Genomic DNA, 19,152 nt, shown 5'->3' with positions numbered 1-19,152 from the left:
GGTCGCTGGCCACGGGCTTGGTGTTGTGTTGTGGGTTTTGTGGCAGGGGTTAGTTTTTCTTTTGGGTCAGGGTGGTGATGATGGTTTCGGTGGTGGGGGTGTTGTTGACCTGGTTCCAGGGCATTTTGTCTAGGAGTTTTGCCATGGCGCAGGTGTCGGATAAGCCTGCGTAGAGCAACCCTGCGCCGATGCCTCCGGCGAGCCATTTGGCTTTGGGGGCGATGGTGCTTGCGGCGATGCTGCTTAGGGCGAGTGCGCCTGCGACGGTGCGGACTTGGCGGTCCATGGCCCAGGGGCCGCCTTTTCCTTTTTCTACGGGTCGGTGTTCTTTTTCCCATTGGGTCATGCCACCGACGAGGACGTGGATTTTCCCGCCCATAGTGGGGGCTAGGGCTTTGGCTGCGGCGTGGGCGCGGTTGTCGGTGCGGCAGATGAGGAGGACGTCGTTGGGGATGGCTGCGCCGATGCGGGCGGCGTCTTTTTCGATGAGGTCGATTGGTGCGTTGATGGATCTGGCGATGTGGGTGCTGGCGAATTCGGCTGGTGTGCGGACGTCGAGGAGGGTGGGGGCGTCGGAGCTGTGGATCCAGGTGTGTGCCTGCGCGGCGGTGATGTGTTCGGAGCGGGTCATGGAGGGTTTCCTTATTGGTTGATGAGTTCGGGCAGGTTTTGTGCAGCTAAGCCCAGGGCTAGGAGGATGAGTAGGGCGATGAATGCGAGGTTGAGGGCGCGTTGATTGATACGGGTGGTTAATCGTCCTCCTAGGAGAGTTCCGAAGGCTGTGAGTGCAGCGAATGGAAGAAGGGTGGCCCAGTCCAGGGGGAGTTCTTGGGTGGCGCGGGATGCCAGTGAGGTAGATGAGTTGATCGCGATGACGAGCAGGGATGTGGCTACGGCGGCGGGCATTTCTAGGCCCATGATGAGAGTCAGGGCGGGGACGATGACGAATCCACCTCCGACGCCGAAGAACCCAGTGAGTAGGCCAACGCCGGTTGCTGCGCCGATGCGGGCGATCCAGCCGCGGCGTGTTGTGCCAGTGATGGTGGTGCGGATCTGTTTGCGGATCATCACTGCTGCGACAAGAAGCAGGAGTGCACAGAAAGCGACCATGAGCACCGGGCCGCGCACCGTGGCTGATAGGTGGGAGCCAATAAACGCGCCTGCTGATCCCAAGACACCGAAGGTGAGACCGTCGGCGATTTTGGCTCGCCCGGTTTTCAGATGCGGGATGACGCCGATGAGGGCGGACAGACCCACGATGATGAGTGAGCCGGTGGTTGCTGCGCGCGGTGTTTGCCCTATCAGGGTGGTGAGGATGGGTACCGTGAGGATGGCCCCGCCTCCGCCGAGGGTGCCCATGAGGACACCGACGGCTAGGGCTAATGGGGGGATCCACCAGTCCATGTCAGTGCGCCGTTGAGTGTGCGTCGGCCCAGGCGTTGTAGCCGCCGATGAGGTCTGCGACGTGGGTGAATCCTTGGTGGCGTAGGTAGCTCGCGGCGACGTTGGATCGCCACCCTCCGGCGCAGGAGACGATCACTGGGCGGTTTTTGTCTAGTTCGTTGAGTCGTTGGGTTAGCTGCGGCAGGGGGATGTTGATGGTGTCGGGAATGGCGCCTTCTGCTGCTTCGCCGGGGCCACGTACGTCGAGTAGCTGTGTGTGTGGCGCAGCGTTGTCGAGTTCGTGAACTTCGAGACGGGTGGCCTGTTCGGCTTCCTCGGGGTGTTCGCTGAGGTGGCTGTCGAGGTGGGGGAAATATCCGAGGATGTGGTCGTATCCGATGCGGCCAAGGCGCATGGTTGTTTCTTGTTCGAGTCCTTCGGGGGTGATGAGGATGATGCGTTGTTCGGGTTTGAGGAGCATGCCGACAGTTTCGGCGGTTCGCCCGTCGAAGGGAACGTTGATGGATCCGCGTAGATGCGCTGTGGTGAATTCTTCGGTTGTGCGTGTGTCGAGGATGATGGCGCCGTTGTTGAGGGCGTGGGCGAGTTCGGTGTTGTTCAGGGCTGGTGTGGTTGTGTTGCTCAGAGTGGGTCGGTGTTTTTTGTTGAGTGTGGCGTCGTAGGCGAAGTAGGCGGGAGGGGCTGGTTGGCCTGCGGTGACGATATCGACGAATTCTTGTTCGCTCATGGGGGTGCAGGCGTAGTTGGTGCGGCGTTGTTCACCGATTGTTGATTGTTTTTCGGTGGAGAGGTTTTTGCCGCAGGCTGATCCGGCGCCGTGCCCGGGGAAGACGCGGACTTCATCGGGTAGGGACATCAGCGTGTGCTGGATGGAGTGGTAGAGGTTGCGGCCGAGTTCTTCGGCGGTGGTGCCGCTGGATGCTAGGAGGTCTGGTCGTCCGACGTCACCGATGAAGAGGGCGTCGCCGGTGAGTACGCCGTAGGGCACGTTGTCGTCTGTGTGTTCGTAGACGAGGACGCTGATTGATTCGGGAGTGTGGCCGGGGGTGGCCAGGATTTCGAGGGTGACTTCTCCGAGGCTGATGCGCTCGCCGTGTGTGAGTGGTCGGTAGGTGAAGTCGGGGGTGGCTTTTTCGCCGTACCCGATCCAGGCTCCGGTTTTTTCTGCCAGTTCGAGGTGTCCGGAGACGAAGTCGGCGTGGAAGTGGGTGTTGATGACTCCGATGATGTTCATGCCGTTTTCGGTGGCTTCGTTGAGGTAGTCGTCGGTGTCGCGTCGGGGGTCGATGATGAGGGCTTTCTTTGTTGTTTCGTCACCGATGACGTATGAGGCTTGTGAGAGGCAGTCGAGGTAGTGCTGGGTGAAGAGCATGGGGGTCCTCCCAGGAGTGTGTCGGGTGGTGGCAACCCCAGTTGAACATACCCCCGGGGGTATGTTCAACTGGGGTTGAGTATGTTCAACGTGTTCGATCGACCGCTTGTCTGGTTGCTGTCTTTGCTACGCATGATTTGCGGCAAGGAGGGAGTGCTGCCTGAGGGGATGGTGCGGGGTGGTTGACTTGGGGTATGCGTCTTAGTGAGTTTTGGCGGTTGATGGATGAGGAGTTCGGGGCTGCGCGTGCACAGGTTCTGGCGTCACATCAGAGCGTGACGGCATTAGGTGGGGGTACTCCTGATGAGCTACTGGAGTCCGGTGTTGAGCCGCGGCGAGTATGGGAGGCACTGGTGGAGCAGATGGGAGTGCCGCCGGAGCGGCGACTGGGGCGAGTGGTCCCATTGCAGGAAAATCGCGATAAGTACTGAGTGGATGGCGTGTGTTGAGGTGGCTTATCGAACATTTGTTCGGTAGCTTGTGGGTGATGGGACTTTCTGCCGGTACTCGACCGGCGGGTCCGACTGCTCCACAACCTGGTTGGTTAGGGGGTGTGGTCCACAGTTGCCGTTGCGGTGGCGGGACCTTGTCGGTGGTTCCTTTTAACGTCTGACCCGAGTTGTTGGCCTGGTGGTCGCGCTTGAGGTCGCAGGTAGACGGCCGTTTCGAGTATTCGCAGAAAGCAAGGTGTGTCATGGCACGTTCTTCCAAGGCCTCGTCGGGGTCTCGTTCTTCTTCGTTGGATCCCAAGGCTGCTTCTCTGGACACAGTGATGGCCCAGATTGAAAAGGCTTACGGCAAGGGTGCTGTGATGCGTTTGGGTGATCAGGTGCGTCCGGCGTTGGGTGTTATTCCGACGGGGTCGATTGCGTTGGATGTGGCGTTGGGTGTGGGTGGTCTTCCTCGTGGTCGGGTGATTGAGATCTATGGCCCGGAGTCTTCGGGTAAGACGACTGTGGCGTTGCATGCGGTGGCGAGTGCGCAGAAAGCCGGGGGGATCGCGGCGTTCATCGATGCTGAGCATGCCTTGGATCCGGAGTATGCCCGGGCTTTGGGTGTGGATACTGATGCGCTGTTGGTTAGTCAGCCGGACACTGGCGAGCAGGCTCTTGAGATCACCGATATGTTGATCCGCTCGGGGGCGATCGACATCATCGTCGTTGACTCAGTAGCGGCTTTGGTTCCGCGCGCTGAGATCGAAGGTGAGATGGGTGATTCGCATGTGGGGTTGCAGGCGCGGTTGATGAGCCAGGCGCTTCGTAAGATCACGGGTGCGTTGAACAGCACGGGCACGACGGCGATTTTCATTAACCAGCTTCGCGAGAAGATCGGCGTGATGTTCGGCAATCCGGAGACCACCACGGGTGGTAAGGCGTTGAAGTTCTATGCCTCGGTGCGTCTGGATATTCGCCGTATTGAGACGTTGAAGGACGGCAGCGAGCCGGTGGGTAACCGTACGCGCGCCAAGGTGGTGAAGAACAAGGTGTCTCCGCCGTTCAAGCAGGCCGAGTTCGACATTCTGTACGGACAGGGCATTTCGCGTGAGGGTAGCCTCATCGACATGGGTGTGGAGCACGGGATTATCCGTAAAGCCGGGGCGTGGTACACCTACGAGGGTGATCAGCTCGGTCAAGGCAAGGAGAACGTCCGTAACTTCCTCAAAGACAACCCAGAGTTGGCACAAGAGGTTGAGCGGCGCATCAAGGAGAAACTGGGCATCATTCCGGGTGCTGAGGCGCCTGCGGAAGTTGTAGAAGGTGGCGCGGGGGGCGATGAAGCGCCTGTGGCGTTCTGATGAGTGATGATGCGCGGTTGGCGCGCGCTCGTGAGGCGATGGCGCAGGCTGTAGCGCAGGCGAGTAGGTCTTCACAGTCTGCTGGGTCGGGTGCCTTGTCAGTGTCCGCTGAGTATGCGGAGGCTAAACGGATTGCGCTGCGTAAGTTAGCTGCAGCGCCACGGTCGCGGGCACAGCTTGCTGAGGCGATCGTGGCCAAAGACATTCCACGGGACACCGCTGATGAGGTCCTGGATCGTTTGGAAGATGTTGGCCTGGTTGATGATGCAGCTTACGCACAGATGTTGGTGCGCAGTTTGCGGGAGTCCAAGGGGCTGTCGAAACGGTCGCTGGAGATGGAGCTGATGAAACGGGGCGTGGAGGCCACGGTCGTTGAGGATGCTGTTGATCATCTTGACGTGGAGCGCGACAAAGAGGCTGCTCGTGCAGTTGTTGCTAAAAAGCTGCGGGCGATGAGTGGCCTGAACATTGAAACGAAGAAACGTCGTTTGCTGGGCTTACTTGGCAGACGAGGGTATTCGTCGAATATTGCATTTTCGGTAGTCGCTGAGGCTCTGGATGCTTTGCCTGAGCATGCTCGGGACTGACCTATAGCTGGTTAAATTGAGCAGCTTGGCGGGGAGCCGCTGGAGCTGTGATCGTCCGGTAGGGCGCAGGCCACCTCACCTGAGGCGGCCTGCGCTTGTCGTGTCGCGGGATCGGTGTCGGTTTCGTGGGCGCAGGGGTGAGGTTGGAGAATAGTTTGTGATGACGACTTATCAGGTGCGCACTCACGGGTGCCAGATGAATGTGCATGATTCCGAGCGGCTCGCGGGGCTCTTGGAGGCCGCGGGGTACGTGGATTACGAATCGGTTCCACCGACTGAACGTTCGGAAGAGCCAGACATTGTCGTGTTCAACACGTGCGCGGTGCGTGAGAACGCGGACAACAAGCTCTACGGCAACTTGGGGCAGTTGCGTCCAGCCAAGACGAAAAACCCCGACATGCAGATCGCTGTTGGTGGATGCATGGCGCAGAAGGATAAAGACCTCATCGTCGCCAAGGCGCCGTGGGTCGATGTCGTTTTCGGTACACACAACATCGGTTCATTGCCGGTGCTGTTGGAGCGGGCACGTCACAACAAGAAGGCCGAGGTGGAGATCCTCGAGTCTTTGGAAACGTTCCCCTCGACGTTGCCGACAAGGCGTGACTCGGCTTACGCCGGGTGGGTGTCGATTTCGGTGGGCTGTAACAACACCTGCACGTACTGCATCGTTCCGGCGCTGCGCGGTAAAGAACAGGACCGCCGACCGGGCGACATCCTCGCTGAGGTCAAAGCACTCGTGGCCGAGGGCGTCCTTGAAGTGGCACTGCTTGGGCAGAACGTGAACACCTATGGGGTGGAATTCGGGGACCGTGGCGCATTCGCTAAGTTGCTGCGCGCCTGCGGTGACATCGACGGTCTGGAGCGAGTGCGTTTCACCAGCCCGCACCCGGCGGCGTTCACTGATGACGTCATCTCTGCTATGGCGGAGACACCGAACGTGATGCCCAGCCTGCACATGCCGTTGCAGTCCGGTTCGGATTCGGTGCTGCGCGCGATGCGCCGCTCGTACCGTAGCGAGAAATTCCTCGGCATCATTGAGCGAGTTCGGGAGCAGATCCCACACGCCGCGATTACCACGGACATCATTGTGGGATTCCCAGGCGAAACGGACCAGGATTTCGAAGACACCCTTGAAGTCGTTCGGGCCTCGCGGTTCTCCAGTGCATTCACGTTCCAATACTCAATCCGCCCTGGCACCCCGGCAGCGACGATGGATAACCAGATCCCTAAAGAGGTTGTCCAGGAGCGCTTCAACCGGTTGGTCGCGTTGCAGGACGAGATCAGCTGGGAACAGAACCGTGCCCTTGAAGGCCAGACGGTTGAGGTGCTTGTCGCTCCGTTTGAGGGTCGTAAAGATGTAGAGACTGCGCGGATGTCTGGCCGGGCACGCGATAACCGCCTCGTGCACTTCTCATTGCCTGAAGAGCTACCTGAATCTGAACGTCCCCGACCAGGAGATCTTGTCAATGTGGCAGTCACCTATGGGGCCCCGCACCACTTGGTCGCTGACTCGGCAGTGGCCCAGAACCCAGACGAGCGGGTTTTCTCAGTGCGCCGCACCATCGGTGGTGACGCGTGGGAACGTCTAGAAGGTAACCCGGTTCCGCACAAACCAACGGTCAGCTTGGGGCTACCGACTATAGGTGCGCGGCCACAAACCGCATCGACCGGAGCCTGCGGAAGCTGCTGAGGCGCTCCCGGGCATCACCCGCATGCAGAGGCATCGTGATGCCCGGGAAAGCAGAAACTTTTCATCACTGGAAACGAAGACGGCGGGTGGGTTCGTGACCGAACAAGTGCCAGAAGTGGTTGCAGTTGTGGGCCCAACAGCGACAGGAAAAACCGCGCTAGCGGTGCGCCTGGCCGAGCAGTTGGGCGGAGAAATCGTTAACGCTGACGCGTTCGCGCTGTACACGGGCATGGATATCGGCACTGCTAAGCCAAGCATTGCCGAGCGGGGAAACATCCCCCACCACCAGATCGACGTTCTCGACATCGCCGACGATGCGAGCGTGGCCGCCTACCAGCGGCACGTACGCACCGATATTGATGGAATCATCGCCCGCGGAAACCTCCCTGTCTTGGTAGGAGGATCCGGGCTGTACGTACGCGCAGCTATCGATGTGCTAGAAATCCCACCAACCGACCCCCGCGTCCGTGCACGGTGGGAGGCACACGCCGCAACAGAAGGCACTCCTGCCCTATACCAAAAGCTCACCGAACTAGACCCGCAGGCTGCTGCAGCTATCGAACCGCGCAACACTCGCCGTATCGTTCGCGCTTTAGAAGTCATCGAGCTTACTGGCCGCCCGTTCTCAGCAACCATGCCGCGCCGTGAATTCGTCCGCCCCACCGCGATGCTGGGCCTACATCTAGATCGAGACTTACTTGACACCCGTATCGAAACCCGGGTGCGGGGTATGTGGCGCGCTGGGCTGCTTGAGGAAGTCGCAGCGCTGGAACAGCGTGGACTGTCCCAGACCAGGACAGCTTCTCGCGCTGTGGGGTACCGCGAAGCCCTGGCACAGCTCAATGGAACCATGAGCGAAGAAGAAGCCATCGAGGCCACCACCATCGCCACTCGACGCCTGGCACGCAGGCAAATCAGCTGGTTCACCCCTGATCCACGCATCACGTGGATTGATGCCCACGATCCCAGCAGCGTCCTGCACGCCGCCCTGAGCACACTCCAACAGCACGGTCTCAGCAGTCCTGCGCTGTGATAAACACCTAAACAAACACATAATCCACTCAGCACACCGCGGGAGAATGAATCACGTGAACGTAACAACCCCCGCCCCTGTCGCATACTCCTTCACCAAAGGCCACGGCACCCAGAACGACTTCGTGCTCATCCCTGACCTCGATGGCACGCGCGGCCTAGCCCCTGATCAGGTCCGTCGACTCGCGGACCGTCGCGCAGGCATAGGCGGCGACGGCGTAATCCGGGTTGTCCCCACCGCCTTATGTGGCGAACCTGAAATCGAGGCGCTCGCTGGTGATGCTGAATGGTTCATGGATTACCGCAACGCTGATGGCACCCTTGCAGAAATGTGCGGGAATGGGACACGGGTTTTCGCTGCCTATTTGCGGCGGGAGCGGTTAGTGACTGAGGACAGTTACACGATCGCTACCCGCGCGGGAATTAAACACATTGGTGTTCAAGGCGCGGTGTATTCGACGGGTTTGGGGCAGTACACCCTGACTGCGGAGAGCGAGTTCAAGGCCCACGGCTTTGATGCGCGGGTATCGGTGCCCGGGTTTGAGGGGTTAGCGGGCGTGAGCGTCGATATGGGAAATCCACACACGGTGGTGATGCTTCCTGGTGAGGTTGATCTGCCTGCCGTGGATTTGAGCGCAGCCCCGGTGGTCAACCCGCTACCTGAGCATGGAACCAATGTGGAGCTCGTGCAGGTTATTGGCCTAGGGCATCTGCAGATGCGGGTGTTTGAGCGCGGTGTGGGTGAAACGCGTTCGTGTGGCACGGGTGCGGCAGCTGCGGCGGTGGCGGCGATGCTGTGCAGTGGTGAGGATGGGGCTAACCAGTGGCGGGTTGATGTGCCCGGGGGAAGCCTTCACGTCACTGTGGGCGCGGACCGTCAGGTGACTCTTTCTGGCCCTGCTGACTTGGTCGCTGATGGTGTGACGCGGCTGTGAGTCAGCCTGCAGCTGACTGCCTGTAGCTGGTTCAGTTAGCTGCAGGCAGTGTCAGTTTCACTGTCGCGGTGCACGTGAAGAATCCGGAAACCTTTTGCTGTGGCTGCCCGGCTCACCGTGAAAGCATCGGGAAGGGTTGCTGTGAGCCAGGTCTGTAGTGAGTCGGCGCCGAGGTTTTTACTAACCACGAGGTAGGCGTCTGCGCCGGGGGAGAGCCGGGGAAGCCAGGTTAAGAGCAGGGCGTGTAACGCCGGTTTGCCGATCCGGATTGGCGGGTTGGACCAGATGAGGTCGAAGCGTGCTTCTTCAGGGACTTCTTCGGGGGCGAGGGCCTGTACGCGTGTGCAGCCCAACGCGGCTGCATTTGTTGCGGTGAGTTCTCGGGATCGTCGGTTGACGTCAACGGCGATGACGTCAGCTTCGGGGGAGAGTATTCCGAGGGTGCAGGCGATGGGACCCCAGCCACATCCGATATCGAGGAAGGTCCCGCCTGTGGGGGGGTGGGGTACTTCGCGTAGGAGGACGGATGTTCCTGGGTCGAGCCGGTCACCAGAGAACACACCGTCAGCCGAGGTGATTTCGACGTCGCGGCCAGCGAGGTTGACGCGCAGGGTGCGAGTGTGGGCGGGTCCTGTGGGGTCGGAGTCGAAGTAGTGGCTGGTCGGGCTCGGCATGGGCATAGGTTACCGCCGGTGCGTGATGGTTGGATTGTCTGTCAAGGGCTTGGGCACTCATGGGGTATGGGGAACAGGAAGGTTGGCTGTTGCGTTGTTGCGGATACCGGTTCTTGGGCATTCCTGTTTCGAACCGGATGATCATGCGACCATGAGAGGGATATGACGAACAACAATCACGCAACTCACGCCTCCGACATCGAACAGGCCGGTCACGGTGCGGCATTCGGTGGACTCCGTGACTCTGCCGAGTATGAAGATGTTTTCGCGCGTCGAGCTGCTGCCTTGTCTAACACCAGCGACACCGACGCCCATGCCACCTGGGATGGTGATCAGTTCGAGCGTGAGGAACGCGCGGCGATGCGCCGTGTTGACGGCCTCTCGACTGAGCTGGAAGATGTCACCGAAGTTGAATATCGCCAGCTACGTTTGGAGAACGTAGTGCTGGTAGGGGTGTGGAATTCTGGCTCGGTTGAGGATGCCGAGAACTCTCTGCGCGAATTGGCGGCGTTGGCTGAGACTGCTGGTTCGCGGGTGTTGGCGGGGGTGCTGCAGCGCCGCGCTAAACCAGATCCGGCTACCTATTTAGGGTCGGGCAAAGCCGCTGAGCTGGCCGAGGTTGTCGCCGCTGAGGGCGCTGACACAGTTATTGCTGACTGTGAGCTTGCCCCCAGTCAGCGGCGTGCCTTGGAAGATGTGGTGAAGGTGAAGGTCATTGACCGCACCGCGTTGATCCTCGACATTTTCGCTCAGCACGCTAAGTCTAAAGAGGGTAAGGCTCAGGTTGAGCTGGCGCAGCTGGAGTATTTGTTGCCGCGTCTGCGTGGCTGGGGTGAGTCGATGTCTCGGCAGGCTGGTGGGCAGGTTTCTGGTGGTGCGGGTATGGGGTCGCGTGGCCCTGGTGAGACAAAGATTGAGCTTGATCGTCGTCGTATCAATACACGGATGGCCAAGCTGCGTCGCGAGATCCGTGAGATGAAGAAAATTCGGGTCACGAAGCGTTCGGGGCGTGCTGCTCACAGCGTTCCCAGTGTGGTCATTGTCGGGTACACCAACGCCGGTAAATCCAGCTTGTTGAACCGACTCACCGGAGCTGGGGTGATGGTGGAGAACGCTTTGTTCGCCACATTGGACACCACGGTTCGTCGTACGAACACCCCTGATGGCCGTGAGTACACCATCGCGGACACGGTCGGTTTTGTGCGTTCGTTGCCGCACCAGCTGGTGGAGGCTTTCCGGTCCACGTTGGAGGAGGCCGGGGATGCTGATTTGCTCTTGCATGTGGTTGATGGTTCGCACCCGGATCCAATTGGGCAGATTAAGGCAGTACGTGAAGTGCTTGCCGAGGTGCGTCCTGATGAGCTTCGTGAAGTAGTGGTGGTGAACAAAACCGATCTAGCTGAGGAAGAGACGCTGGATCTTTTGCGTCGCTCTGAGGCTGATGCGGTGTTCGTTTCAGCACGCACGGGTGAGGGGATAGAACAGTTGTGTCAGCTCGTGGCTGATCATCTGCCGGTCCCGGATGTTCACCTGCGTGTTCTGATTCCTTATCAGCGTGGCGATTTGGTGTCGCTGTTGCATGGGCAGGGCGATATCCGTAGTGAGGAGCACACCCCTGAGGGCACGTTGATTGAAGGTTTTGTGCGGCACGAAAAAGCTAGTGAGTTCGCACCGTTCTTTGTGGAGTCGTGAGTTTTCTTCGCCACGTTCTTCCTCAACCCTCTGGGCGTTTTGGAAACTGCTGCCGTAGCAGTGGACAAGCAGTCCAGAGGGGTGGGTGAGGGGCATTAGGGTGGTGGATTGTGTCGTCGCCTTCTGTGAAAACCCTGCTTGAGGCCGCTGTTGCTGGAATTGGTGGTTCCCCGCGTGCCGGCCAGGTGTCGATGGCTGAGGCGATTAGCGCCGCTGTCGATTCTGGTGAGCATTTGTTGGTTCAGGCTGGCACCGGTACGGGTAAGTCGTTGGCGTATTTGGTGCCAGCTGCAGCACATGCGCAGGCGACGGGAACCCCGGTTGTGGTGGCTACGGCAACACTGGCGTTGCAGGGACAGATCGTTGACCGCGATCTTCCACGATTGGCTGAATCGCTGCGTGGGTATTTGCCTCGGCCGTTGACGTACGGGCTGGTCAAGGGGCGTCGTAACTACATTTGTGTGCACAAAATTTCCGGTGGTATGCCTGAGGACGATGACGATGCTTTGTTCGGTGTCGGCCAGGTAGATGAGCAGGTCGGGCGCCTGGGGCAAGAGGTTTTGCGGCTACGGCAGTGGGCTCAGGAAACTGAATCTGGTGACCGTGATGATCTGGTTCCGGGGGTTTCTGAGCGCGCTTGGCGTCAGGTGTCGGTGTCGGCGCGGGAGTGCCTGGGGTCACGGTGCCCGATGCGTGAGGAGTGTTTTGTTGAGCAGGCGCGGGCAGCGGCTGCTGATGTTGACATCGTGGTTACGAACCATTCGTTTGCTTCCATTGATGCTTTTGAGGGGCGGCGTCTGCTGCCTGAGCATGATCTTCTTGTGGTCGATGAGGCCCATGAGCTTGTTGATCGGGTGACAGCGACGGTCACTGATGAGCTGGGCTCTAAATCGGTTGGTAGTGCTGCACGTAAAGCTGCCTCGCATGCTGATGCCAATGAGTTCGCTTTGGCTGGTGATGGGTTGGCTGTCGCTTTGGAAGCAGTTCCTGAGGGCAGGGTGCAGGATGCTCCGGAAATGCTGGTTCAGGCTCTGGGGCGTGTGCATGAGGCTGCGCGTCTGCTGTTGGGGTCATTGAAGGGCGAAGGCGGTGAATCTGTCGAAGGAGCAAAGAAAGTCGCTCGTGCCGCAGTTGAAGAGATTCACGCTTTCACTGAACGGGCTCTGGAAAACAGAGAACTCGATGTGCTCTGGGTGACTAAAGACGACCGTAGGGGAGCGGTGTTACGTATCGCTCCGATGAGTGTGGCGATGCAGCTGCGGGAAGCCATGTTCACCGAACGGACGGTTGTGTTGACCTCAGCCACCCTGGAATTGGGGGGATCTTTCGATCCTGTAGCTGGGCAGATGGGGTTGCGGGGGCAGGGGGCCCCAGCGTGGCGTTGCGTGGATGTGGGTAGCCCGTTCGACTATGCGCGGCAAGGGATCGCGTACGTGGCTGACTGGCTACCTACGCCTGGACGTGACGGCGCCGCGACGGAGGTTTTCGACGAGATCGAAGCGCTCATTCGTGCCGCTGGTGGCAGGGCACTGGGGCTGTTCAGTTCGATGCGTGCAGCTAAGACTGCTGCGGAGCAGATGCGGGAACGCTTCGGCGATGACCTGGACATTCTGTGCCAGGGAGATGATCAACTATCGACGTTGGTGAGGCAGTTCGCTTCGGATGCCAGTACTTGCCTGTTTGGGACGCTTTCGTTGTGGCAGGGCGTTGATGTGCCTGGTTCGGCGTGTCAGCTGGTCATTATTGACCGGATCCCGTTTCCCCGCCCGGATGACCCTCTTACTGAGGCGCGCACTCGCGCCATTGGCTCTATGGGGGGTAATGGGTTTATGGCGGTTTCGGCTACTGCTGCGGCTCTCAAACTTGCGCAGGGAGCTGGGCGTTTGATTCGCCGTGCTGATGACCGTGGAGTTGTTGCTTTTCTCGATCCGCGAATGAAGAAAGCCCGTTATGCTGGGTTTTTGCAGGCTTCGTTGCCTGATATGTGGCCCACTACTGACCGTGATGTTGTGTTGGGGGCTCTTCAGCGTCTTGATGCTGCGGCTGCGCCAGTGCTGCCGGTCGCGGCGCGCGGGGAGCGCGCGGTGATGAAATCTACGCCCGCTGCCAGTGCTCCACCGATGGAACCTGGAGAAACCGAGCATCCACCGCCGCGCGTAGAGCACACTGGCGCCGTGCGCTTGAGTCCGGCAGTGGCTGCGGGGCATAAGTGGGATGCCACTCTTGATGAAGAACTCCGCGATGGTCTCGATCTGGGGCTTGATATCTCTGAGCTTGCTGAACATCTTGAAATGCCACCTGAGTCGATCATTGCCCGGATGAAAGCACTGAAACTGTCATGACTGCACAACGGGCTGGACGTCGCCGCGCTCCGGAACCGAGCTCTGGATTCGGGGGCTTTGATGATGACGCCACCATCGCAGACACTCCCTGCGGGGGAGTGCCGCCTTTGGTTCTCGTGACTGGGCCAGAACGTGTCTTGGCTCAGCGCGCTTTGGATGCCACTGCTATCGCGCTGCGGGCTACTGACCCGCAGGTCGATATTGTCCGTTTTGACGCCGAAGGGTATGAGACTGGCTCCATCGCCATGGCTGCTAGTCCTTCTCTTTTTGGGGGCAGTACAGGCATTTTTGTGCGTGGCTTGGAGGCCGCTAATGACGCTTTGATTGAGGACCTTGTTCGCTACCTCAGTGCGCCTGAGGAGACGGTGACTCTTACCGTCTGGCATCGCAGTGGTAATCGTGGCAAAAAAGTCCTCGACATGATGAAAAAAGCTGGTGCGCGGGTTCTGACTGCTCCAGCCATTAAGAGCGACCGGGACAAGTCTGAGTTTGTCAGCAGTGAGTTCCGTCGCGCTGGGCGCCGTATCGCTCCTGATGCTGTGAAAACTCTTGTCGAAGCAGTAGGTAAAAGTGTCGATGAGTTAGCTTCTGCGTGTAGTCAGCTCATCGCAGACACCACAGGGACGATCAACACCGGAACGGTCGAGACGTACTACGGCGGCCGTGTCGAAGCGAATGGGTTCAAAGTCGCCGATGCTGCTTTGGCGGGGAATACCGCTGAAGCGTTGGCGTTGGTGCGGCATGCGTTGGCTGTGGGGACTGATCCTGTGCCGATTGTGGCCGCGTTGGCGGTACAGATTCGCCAGCTCATTAAGGTCACGGGGGCGCCTTCTGGGCCTGCGGGGCAGGTTGCTGGGGCGTTGGGAATGGCGCCCTGGCAGGTTGATCGGGCTCGTCGCACTGCGCGAGGGTGGAGTGAGGATGGGCTTGCTGTTGCGGTGGAGGCAATCGCGGCTGCTGATTTCGCGGTCAAAGGTGGGGGCCGGGATCCGCAGTTCGCGGTGGAGCGGTGTGTGTTGCAGGTGGCTCGGGCTCGGCATGCGCACACAGGTCGATAGCGGGGGGTGAGGTGCAGGGCTGCTTCGGTCGTGTTTGGCGCGCCTGTTAAGCTGGATATTCGCGTGCGCGCCCAGGTCGTGCGCAAGTCACGCGAAATTAGCCCTTCCTTGGCCGGGCTGACCACGACGACTTCAGTTGCGGTCCGGATGCGAGGGGGGCCTGCTTCATGCGTGTGTGTGGAGTAGTCCTTCGACCAGAAAGTCAGATTCGTGGCAAACATTAAGCAGCAGATCAAGCGCGTTAAGACCAACAACAAGCGGACCGAACGCAACAAGGCTTACAAGTCTGAGCTGCGTACTTTCATCCGTAAGTTCCGTGTTGCGGTCGAGGCTGGCAACAAGGACGAGGCAGCGGTGGCGCTGCGCGACGCGTCCCGCAAGCTGGACGTGGCCGTAAGCAAGGGCGTCATTCACAAGAACCAGGCCGCTAACAAGAAGTCGGCTATGGCGACGCGTTTCAACGCTCTCTGATCCAGTCCGTGACGCCGGGAGACCGGTGATCGGTGAGGCGGGGGTCGTCTGGAGTTTCCAGGCGGCCCTCGCTTCGTATTTCTCAGGTTGCTGGTGGGACTGGTTCCTTTGGAGAGGTTCTGCTGCCCTGCGGTAGATTGGCGACGGCCCGGCGTGTCCAGTCGTGGCCCGTGACGTGGTGTATGACGAGACGAAGGACGATGTCGATGAGTGAATCAGCTTCCGGAGCCGGCTACCGATACACGGCCGAGGTAGCCGATCGCATCGAGCGCCATTGGCAAGATGTGTGGGAGACCGAAGGCACATATGCCGCCGCGAACCCAGCCGGCCCGTGGGCTGACTCGCAGGCCGCCAAGCGTGAGCCTCTTTACGTTCTGGACATGTTCCCTTACCCCTCTGGGGCGGGGCTGCATGTCGGGCACCCGCTGGGCTATATCGCCACGGATGCTTTCGCACGTTTCCAGCGCATGACAGGTAAGAACGTTCTGCACACCCTGGGGTATGACGCGTTTGGTTTGCCAGCTGAGCAGTACGCGATCCAGACTGGGCAACACCCGCGCGTCACCACCGAGAACAACATCGCGAACATGCGTCGCCAGCTGCGTCGCTTGGGGTTGGGTCATGACACGCGTCGTTCTGTGGCCACCACCGACGTTGAGTTCTACCGCTGGACGCAGTGGATTTTCTTGCAGCTGTTCAACGCCTGGTTTGATCCACAGGCCCCCAACGCCAGCAACAGCAAAGGTAAAGCCCGCCCGATCTCGGAGCTGGAGGCAGAGTTCGCGGACGGAACTCGCCCCACGCCAGATGGCCGCCCGTGGGGTGAGTTAGCGCGGAACGAGCAGCGGGAAATTCTTGACCAGTACCGGTTGGCGTATGTCTCTTCTGCGCCGGTGAACTGGTGTCCCGGGTTGGGAACCGTTTTGGCGAATGAGGAAGTCACCGCTGAAGGCCGTTCCGATATCGGCAATTACCCGGTGTTTAAGCGCAACATGCGGCAGTGGATGATGCGCATCACCACATACGCCGATCGCCTTTTGGAAGATCTGGACCGGGTTGACTGGCCCGAGCCGGTCAAGTTGATGCAGCGTAACTGGATTGGTCGCTCTACTGGAGCGACGGTGCGCTTTGACGTCCCTGCATCAGAAGGGACCACCGAACAGGTCGAGGTGTTCACTACCCGCCCAGACACGTTGTTTGGTGCCACATTCATGGTGCTTGCTCCGGAGCACCCGCTCGTCGAGAAGATTGTGCCCGCCACGTGGCCTGAAGACACTAAGCAGGCGTGGAAAGCTGGAGCGGCCACTCCTTCTGAGGGAGTTTCTGCCTATATCGCTGCGGCGGCGAGCAAAACCGAGATGGAGCGTCAGGCCGAAGGCAAAGAAAAAACGGGGGTCTTCACTGGGGCGTTCGCGATCAACCCGGTTGATGGGCGCGCTCTTCCTGTTTTCATCGCCGACTACGTTCTGATGGGCTACGGCACGGGAGCCATCATGGCCGTCCCTGCCGAAGATGAGCGTGATTTCGCATTCGCTTCTGCCTTTGACATCGACGTGATCCGCACCATCGAACCACCCGCAGGGCACCCTGAAGATCAGCCCTACACCGGTGATGGAGTGAAGATCAACAGCACCGGGGAGGGCATCGATCTCAACGGCATGTCGGTGCCGCAGGCTAAAGCCGCGATGATCACTCACCTGGAGGCACAGGGCATCGGTGAAGGGACCACCACCTACAAGCTGCGTGACTGGCTCTTCAGCCGCCAGCGGTACTGGGGTGAACCGTTCCCCATCGTGTACGACGAGTTCGACCAGCCGGTTGCAGTACCGGAGTCGATGCTTCCAGTGCAGCTGCCTGAGGTAGACGACTACTCGCCACAGAAGCTCGATCCCGAAGATGAAACTAGTCAGCCGGTGCCGCCGCTGGCTCGCGCCCAGGAATGGGCGAATGTACAGCTCGATCTTGGTGATGGTCCGAAGATGTACCGCCGTGAGCTCAACGTGATGCCCCAATGGGCTGGCTCATGCTGGTACGAGATGCGTTACCTCGACCCAGCCAACACAGAACGTTTTGTTGACCCGCAGGTCGAGCGGTACTGGATGGGCCCCCGCGCCACCCCTGTGGAGGGCGCACCGGCAGATCTACCGGATGTCGGTGGTGTGGACCTGTACGTCGGTGGTGTGGAGCATGCCGTGCTGCACCTGCTGTATGCCCGGTTCTGGCACAAAGTGCTGTTCGATCTGGGGCACACCAGCAGTGCTGAGCCGTTCCGCCGGCTGTACAACCAGGGCTATATCCAGGCGTATGCGTTCCGTGACCAGCGCGGCCAGATCGTCCCTGCCGCCGAGATCACCGAGTCTGTGCAGCAGGACGGCACCACCGCCTACCTGTGGAACGGGCAGGAAGTCGTGCGTGAGTACGGCAAGATGGGCAAGTCGTTGAAGAACGTTGTCAGCCCTGACGAGATGTACGACCAGTACGGGGCCGACACATTCCGGGTGTACGAGATGAGCATGGGCCCGCTGGAGGCCTCCAAACCGTGGGAGACCCGCGCGGTCGTTGGTTCGCAGCGTTTCTTGCAGCGAGTGTGGCGCAATGTCATCGATGAAGAAACCGGCGAGGTCGTTGTTGTCGATGAGGCGATGGATGAGGACACAGCACGGGCGATGGCGCGTGCAGTGCAAGGTGTGCGCGCAGACTACGCCGGTTTGCGGTTCAACACAGCGATCGCCAAGTTGATCGAGTTCAACAACGTTCTCACCAAGCTGTCACATACTCCGCGTGAGGCTGCTGAAACGCTTGTAGTGATGTTGGCGCCAGTGGCTCCGCACATCGCTGAAGAGTTGTGGCATCGCCTGGGGCACAGTGATTCAGTGGTGCACGCGCAGTTCCCTGAAGCTGACGAGGCACTCCTGGCTGCGGCCTCGGTGACCGCGGTGATTCAGGTGCTGGGTAAGGTCCGTGCACGCATCGAGGTCGACCCCTCAATCTGTGAAGCAGACCTGGAGAAAGCAGCATTCGCCGAGCCTCGCATCGCTGAACTGATTGAGGGAAAAACAGTCCGCAAGGTCATTGTGCGTGCCCCGAACCTGGTCAACATCGTCGCTCAGTGACAGTTCGCAGCACTGACAGCCCAGTGACCGGTGGCCGCAGCATTGCTGTGGTGACAGATTCCACTGCTGGGCTGTCTGCTGCTGAGCAGAGGCAGTTGGGTGTCGCAGTGGTCGGACTGCACGTCTTGGAAAACGGGCGTGAGATCACCGCAGACAGTGAAGGATCTTTCCCGGTGGTTGTGGCTGCAGCTAAAACCACCGGGACTTCACGTCCTTCACCGGGAGAGTTCCTCACCTGCTACGAGAATTTGGCTTCTCGTGGTGTGCAAGGCATCGTTTCGGTGCATTTGTCGGCCCAGCTATCTGGCACGCGTGACGCAGCGTTGTTGGCCGCGCGGTCGGCATCGGTGCCTGTGCACGTCATTGATAGCGCAATGGCTGGTGCCGGGTTGGGGAACGCGGTACGTCGTACAGCGCCGATTGTCGCTGGGCTATCGCCGCAGGAGGCTGGTGAGGTTGCTAGCGGTATTGTTCGCGCGGTCGCCGATACGACGTCCACGTTTTTCTATGTGCATTCTTTGGAGAATCTGCGTAAGGGCGGGCGGATTGGTGCTGCTGCGGCGTTCCTCGGGACAGCGTTGTCAGTGAAACCGATTCTCCAGCTCGCAGACGGACACATCGAGCCCGTGGAGAAACTCAGAACCACTGGACGTGCTGTTTCGCGCCTGGTTGAGTTAGCGGTTTCGCGCGCCAGGCAGCTTCTAGACCCAGTCACGGTGACGGTGCAGCATGTTGATGCCACCGAGCGTGCCGACCTGTTGGCAGAAAAACTCACGCAAGTGTTGATAACGCAGAACATCCCTGTGGCTTCGGTGTCGGTAGCGCCTGTGGATGAGGTGTTGGCGGTGCATGTTGGACCTGGGGCGGTTGGGGTATTTGTCACAGGAACGCCCGCAGAGCCCACCTAGGAGCGTCCACAACCTGTTGAGAGGGGGTTTGTTCTCCACATCAGCAGGTGCTGTCTGCATCTGAGTGTTCTGGTTCGGC

Annotated in this window: 16 protein-coding genes; 12 read left to right on the top strand and 4 right to left on the bottom strand. The window is 59.8% G+C overall.

Annotated elements, in window-relative coordinates:
- Window positions 1-49: 49 nt before the first annotated feature.
- Genes AC2T9U_RS06535 through AC2T9U_RS06525 form a run of 3 tightly spaced genes read right to left on the bottom strand, consistent with a single transcriptional unit; the run spans window position 50 to window position 2,776 of the window.
- Window positions 50-631, bottom strand: coding sequence for a rhodanese-like domain-containing protein (locus AC2T9U_RS06535; RefSeq protein ID WP_493695578.1), 582 nt, complete (start codon window positions 629-631; stop codon window positions 50-52).
- An 11-nt stretch (window positions 632-642) separates the two neighbouring features.
- Window positions 643-1,404 carry a sulfite exporter TauE/SafE family protein gene (locus AC2T9U_RS06530; protein WP_493695577.1) on the bottom strand — a complete coding sequence of 254 codons (762 nt, stop codon included), beginning with the start codon at window positions 1,402-1,404 and terminating at the stop codon, window positions 643-645.
- A 1-nt stretch (window position 1,405) separates the two neighbouring features.
- Window positions 1,406-2,776, bottom strand: coding sequence for a rhodanese-like domain-containing protein (locus tag AC2T9U_RS06525; RefSeq protein WP_493695576.1), 1,371 nt, complete (start codon window positions 2,774-2,776; stop codon window positions 1,406-1,408).
- Window positions 2,777-2,970: 194 nt separating this feature from the next.
- Here AC2T9U_RS06525 and AC2T9U_RS06520 point away from each other — a divergent pair, with 194 nt between their 5' ends.
- From AC2T9U_RS06520 to dapF, 6 genes are all read left to right on the top strand, one after another.
- Window positions 2,971-3,207, top strand: a complete 237-nt coding sequence (locus tag AC2T9U_RS06520) for a DUF3046 domain-containing protein (RefSeq protein WP_084441290.1) — start codon at window positions 2,971-2,973, stop codon at window positions 3,205-3,207.
- A 341-nt stretch (window positions 3,208-3,548) separates the two neighbouring features.
- On the top strand, window positions 3,549-4,571 hold the full coding sequence (recA, locus tag AC2T9U_RS06515) for a recombinase RecA (protein WP_493696939.1): 1,023 nt from the start codon (window positions 3,549-3,551) through the stop codon (window positions 4,569-4,571).
- Window positions 4,571-5,158, top strand: a complete 588-nt coding sequence (locus AC2T9U_RS06510) for a regulatory protein RecX (RefSeq protein WP_493695575.1) — start codon at window positions 4,571-4,573, stop codon at window positions 5,156-5,158. Before recA ends, AC2T9U_RS06510 begins: the two co-directional genes overlap by 1 nt.
- 160 nt (window positions 5,159-5,318) lie before the next feature.
- A complete protein-coding gene (miaB, locus tag AC2T9U_RS06505; RefSeq protein ID WP_493695574.1) occupies window positions 5,319-6,848 on the top strand; it encodes a tRNA (N6-isopentenyl adenosine(37)-C2)-methylthiotransferase MiaB in 1,530 nt (509 codons plus the stop codon).
- Between the two features lie 94 nt (window positions 6,849-6,942).
- Entirely contained in the window at window positions 6,943-7,881 is a 939-nt protein-coding gene (miaA, locus tag AC2T9U_RS06500) for a tRNA (adenosine(37)-N6)-dimethylallyltransferase MiaA (protein WP_493695573.1), read from the top strand.
- Between the two features lie 46 nt (window positions 7,882-7,927).
- Window positions 7,928-8,815, top strand: a complete 888-nt coding sequence (dapF, locus tag AC2T9U_RS06495; RefSeq protein ID WP_493695572.1) for a diaminopimelate epimerase — start codon at window positions 7,928-7,930, stop codon at window positions 8,813-8,815.
- A gap of 35 nt (window positions 8,816-8,850) precedes the next feature.
- Here the strand turns inward: dapF and AC2T9U_RS06490 are convergent, their stop codons facing one another.
- A complete protein-coding gene (locus AC2T9U_RS06490) occupies window positions 8,851-9,489 on the bottom strand; it encodes a class I SAM-dependent methyltransferase (protein WP_493695571.1) in 639 nt (212 codons plus the stop codon).
- A 162-nt stretch (window positions 9,490-9,651) separates the two neighbouring features.
- Here AC2T9U_RS06490 and hflX point away from each other — a divergent pair, with 162 nt between their 5' ends.
- From hflX to AC2T9U_RS06460, 6 genes are all read left to right on the top strand, one after another.
- On the top strand, window positions 9,652-11,181 hold the full coding sequence (hflX, locus tag AC2T9U_RS06485; RefSeq protein WP_493695570.1) for a GTPase HflX: 1,530 nt from the start codon (window positions 9,652-9,654) through the stop codon (window positions 11,179-11,181).
- 107 nt (window positions 11,182-11,288) lie between these two features.
- Window positions 11,289-13,523 carry an ATP-dependent DNA helicase gene (locus AC2T9U_RS06480; RefSeq protein ID WP_493696938.1) on the top strand — a complete coding sequence of 745 codons (2,235 nt, stop codon included), beginning with the start codon at window positions 11,289-11,291 and terminating at the stop codon, window positions 13,521-13,523.
- Complete coding sequence (holA, locus tag AC2T9U_RS06475; RefSeq protein ID WP_493695569.1) at window positions 13,520-14,581, top strand: DNA polymerase III subunit delta; 1,062 nt, start codon at window positions 13,520-13,522, stop codon at window positions 14,579-14,581. Before AC2T9U_RS06480 ends, holA begins: the two co-directional genes overlap by 4 nt.
- A gap of 210 nt (window positions 14,582-14,791) precedes the next feature.
- The gene (rpsT, locus tag AC2T9U_RS06470; protein ID WP_028327693.1) at window positions 14,792-15,052 is read left to right on the top strand and encodes a 30S ribosomal protein S20; all 261 of its coding nucleotides are present in this window, start codon (window positions 14,792-14,794) and stop codon (window positions 15,050-15,052) included.
- 206 nt (window positions 15,053-15,258) lie between these two features.
- Complete coding sequence (leuS, locus tag AC2T9U_RS06465; protein ID WP_493695568.1) at window positions 15,259-18,165, top strand: leucine--tRNA ligase; 2,907 nt, start codon at window positions 15,259-15,261, stop codon at window positions 18,163-18,165.
- Window positions 18,162-19,073 (top strand): DegV family protein, encoded by a 912-nt coding sequence (locus AC2T9U_RS06460; RefSeq protein ID WP_493695567.1) that lies wholly within the window; start codon window positions 18,162-18,164, stop codon window positions 19,071-19,073. The genes leuS and AC2T9U_RS06460 overlap by 4 nt, the downstream gene beginning before the upstream one ends.
- The last annotated feature ends 79 nt before the right edge of the window (window positions 19,074-19,152 follow it).

The organism is Dermatophilus sp. B7861-1, from assembly GCF_058996045.1.
This window is presented reverse-complemented; position numbering and strand designations above follow the sequence as displayed.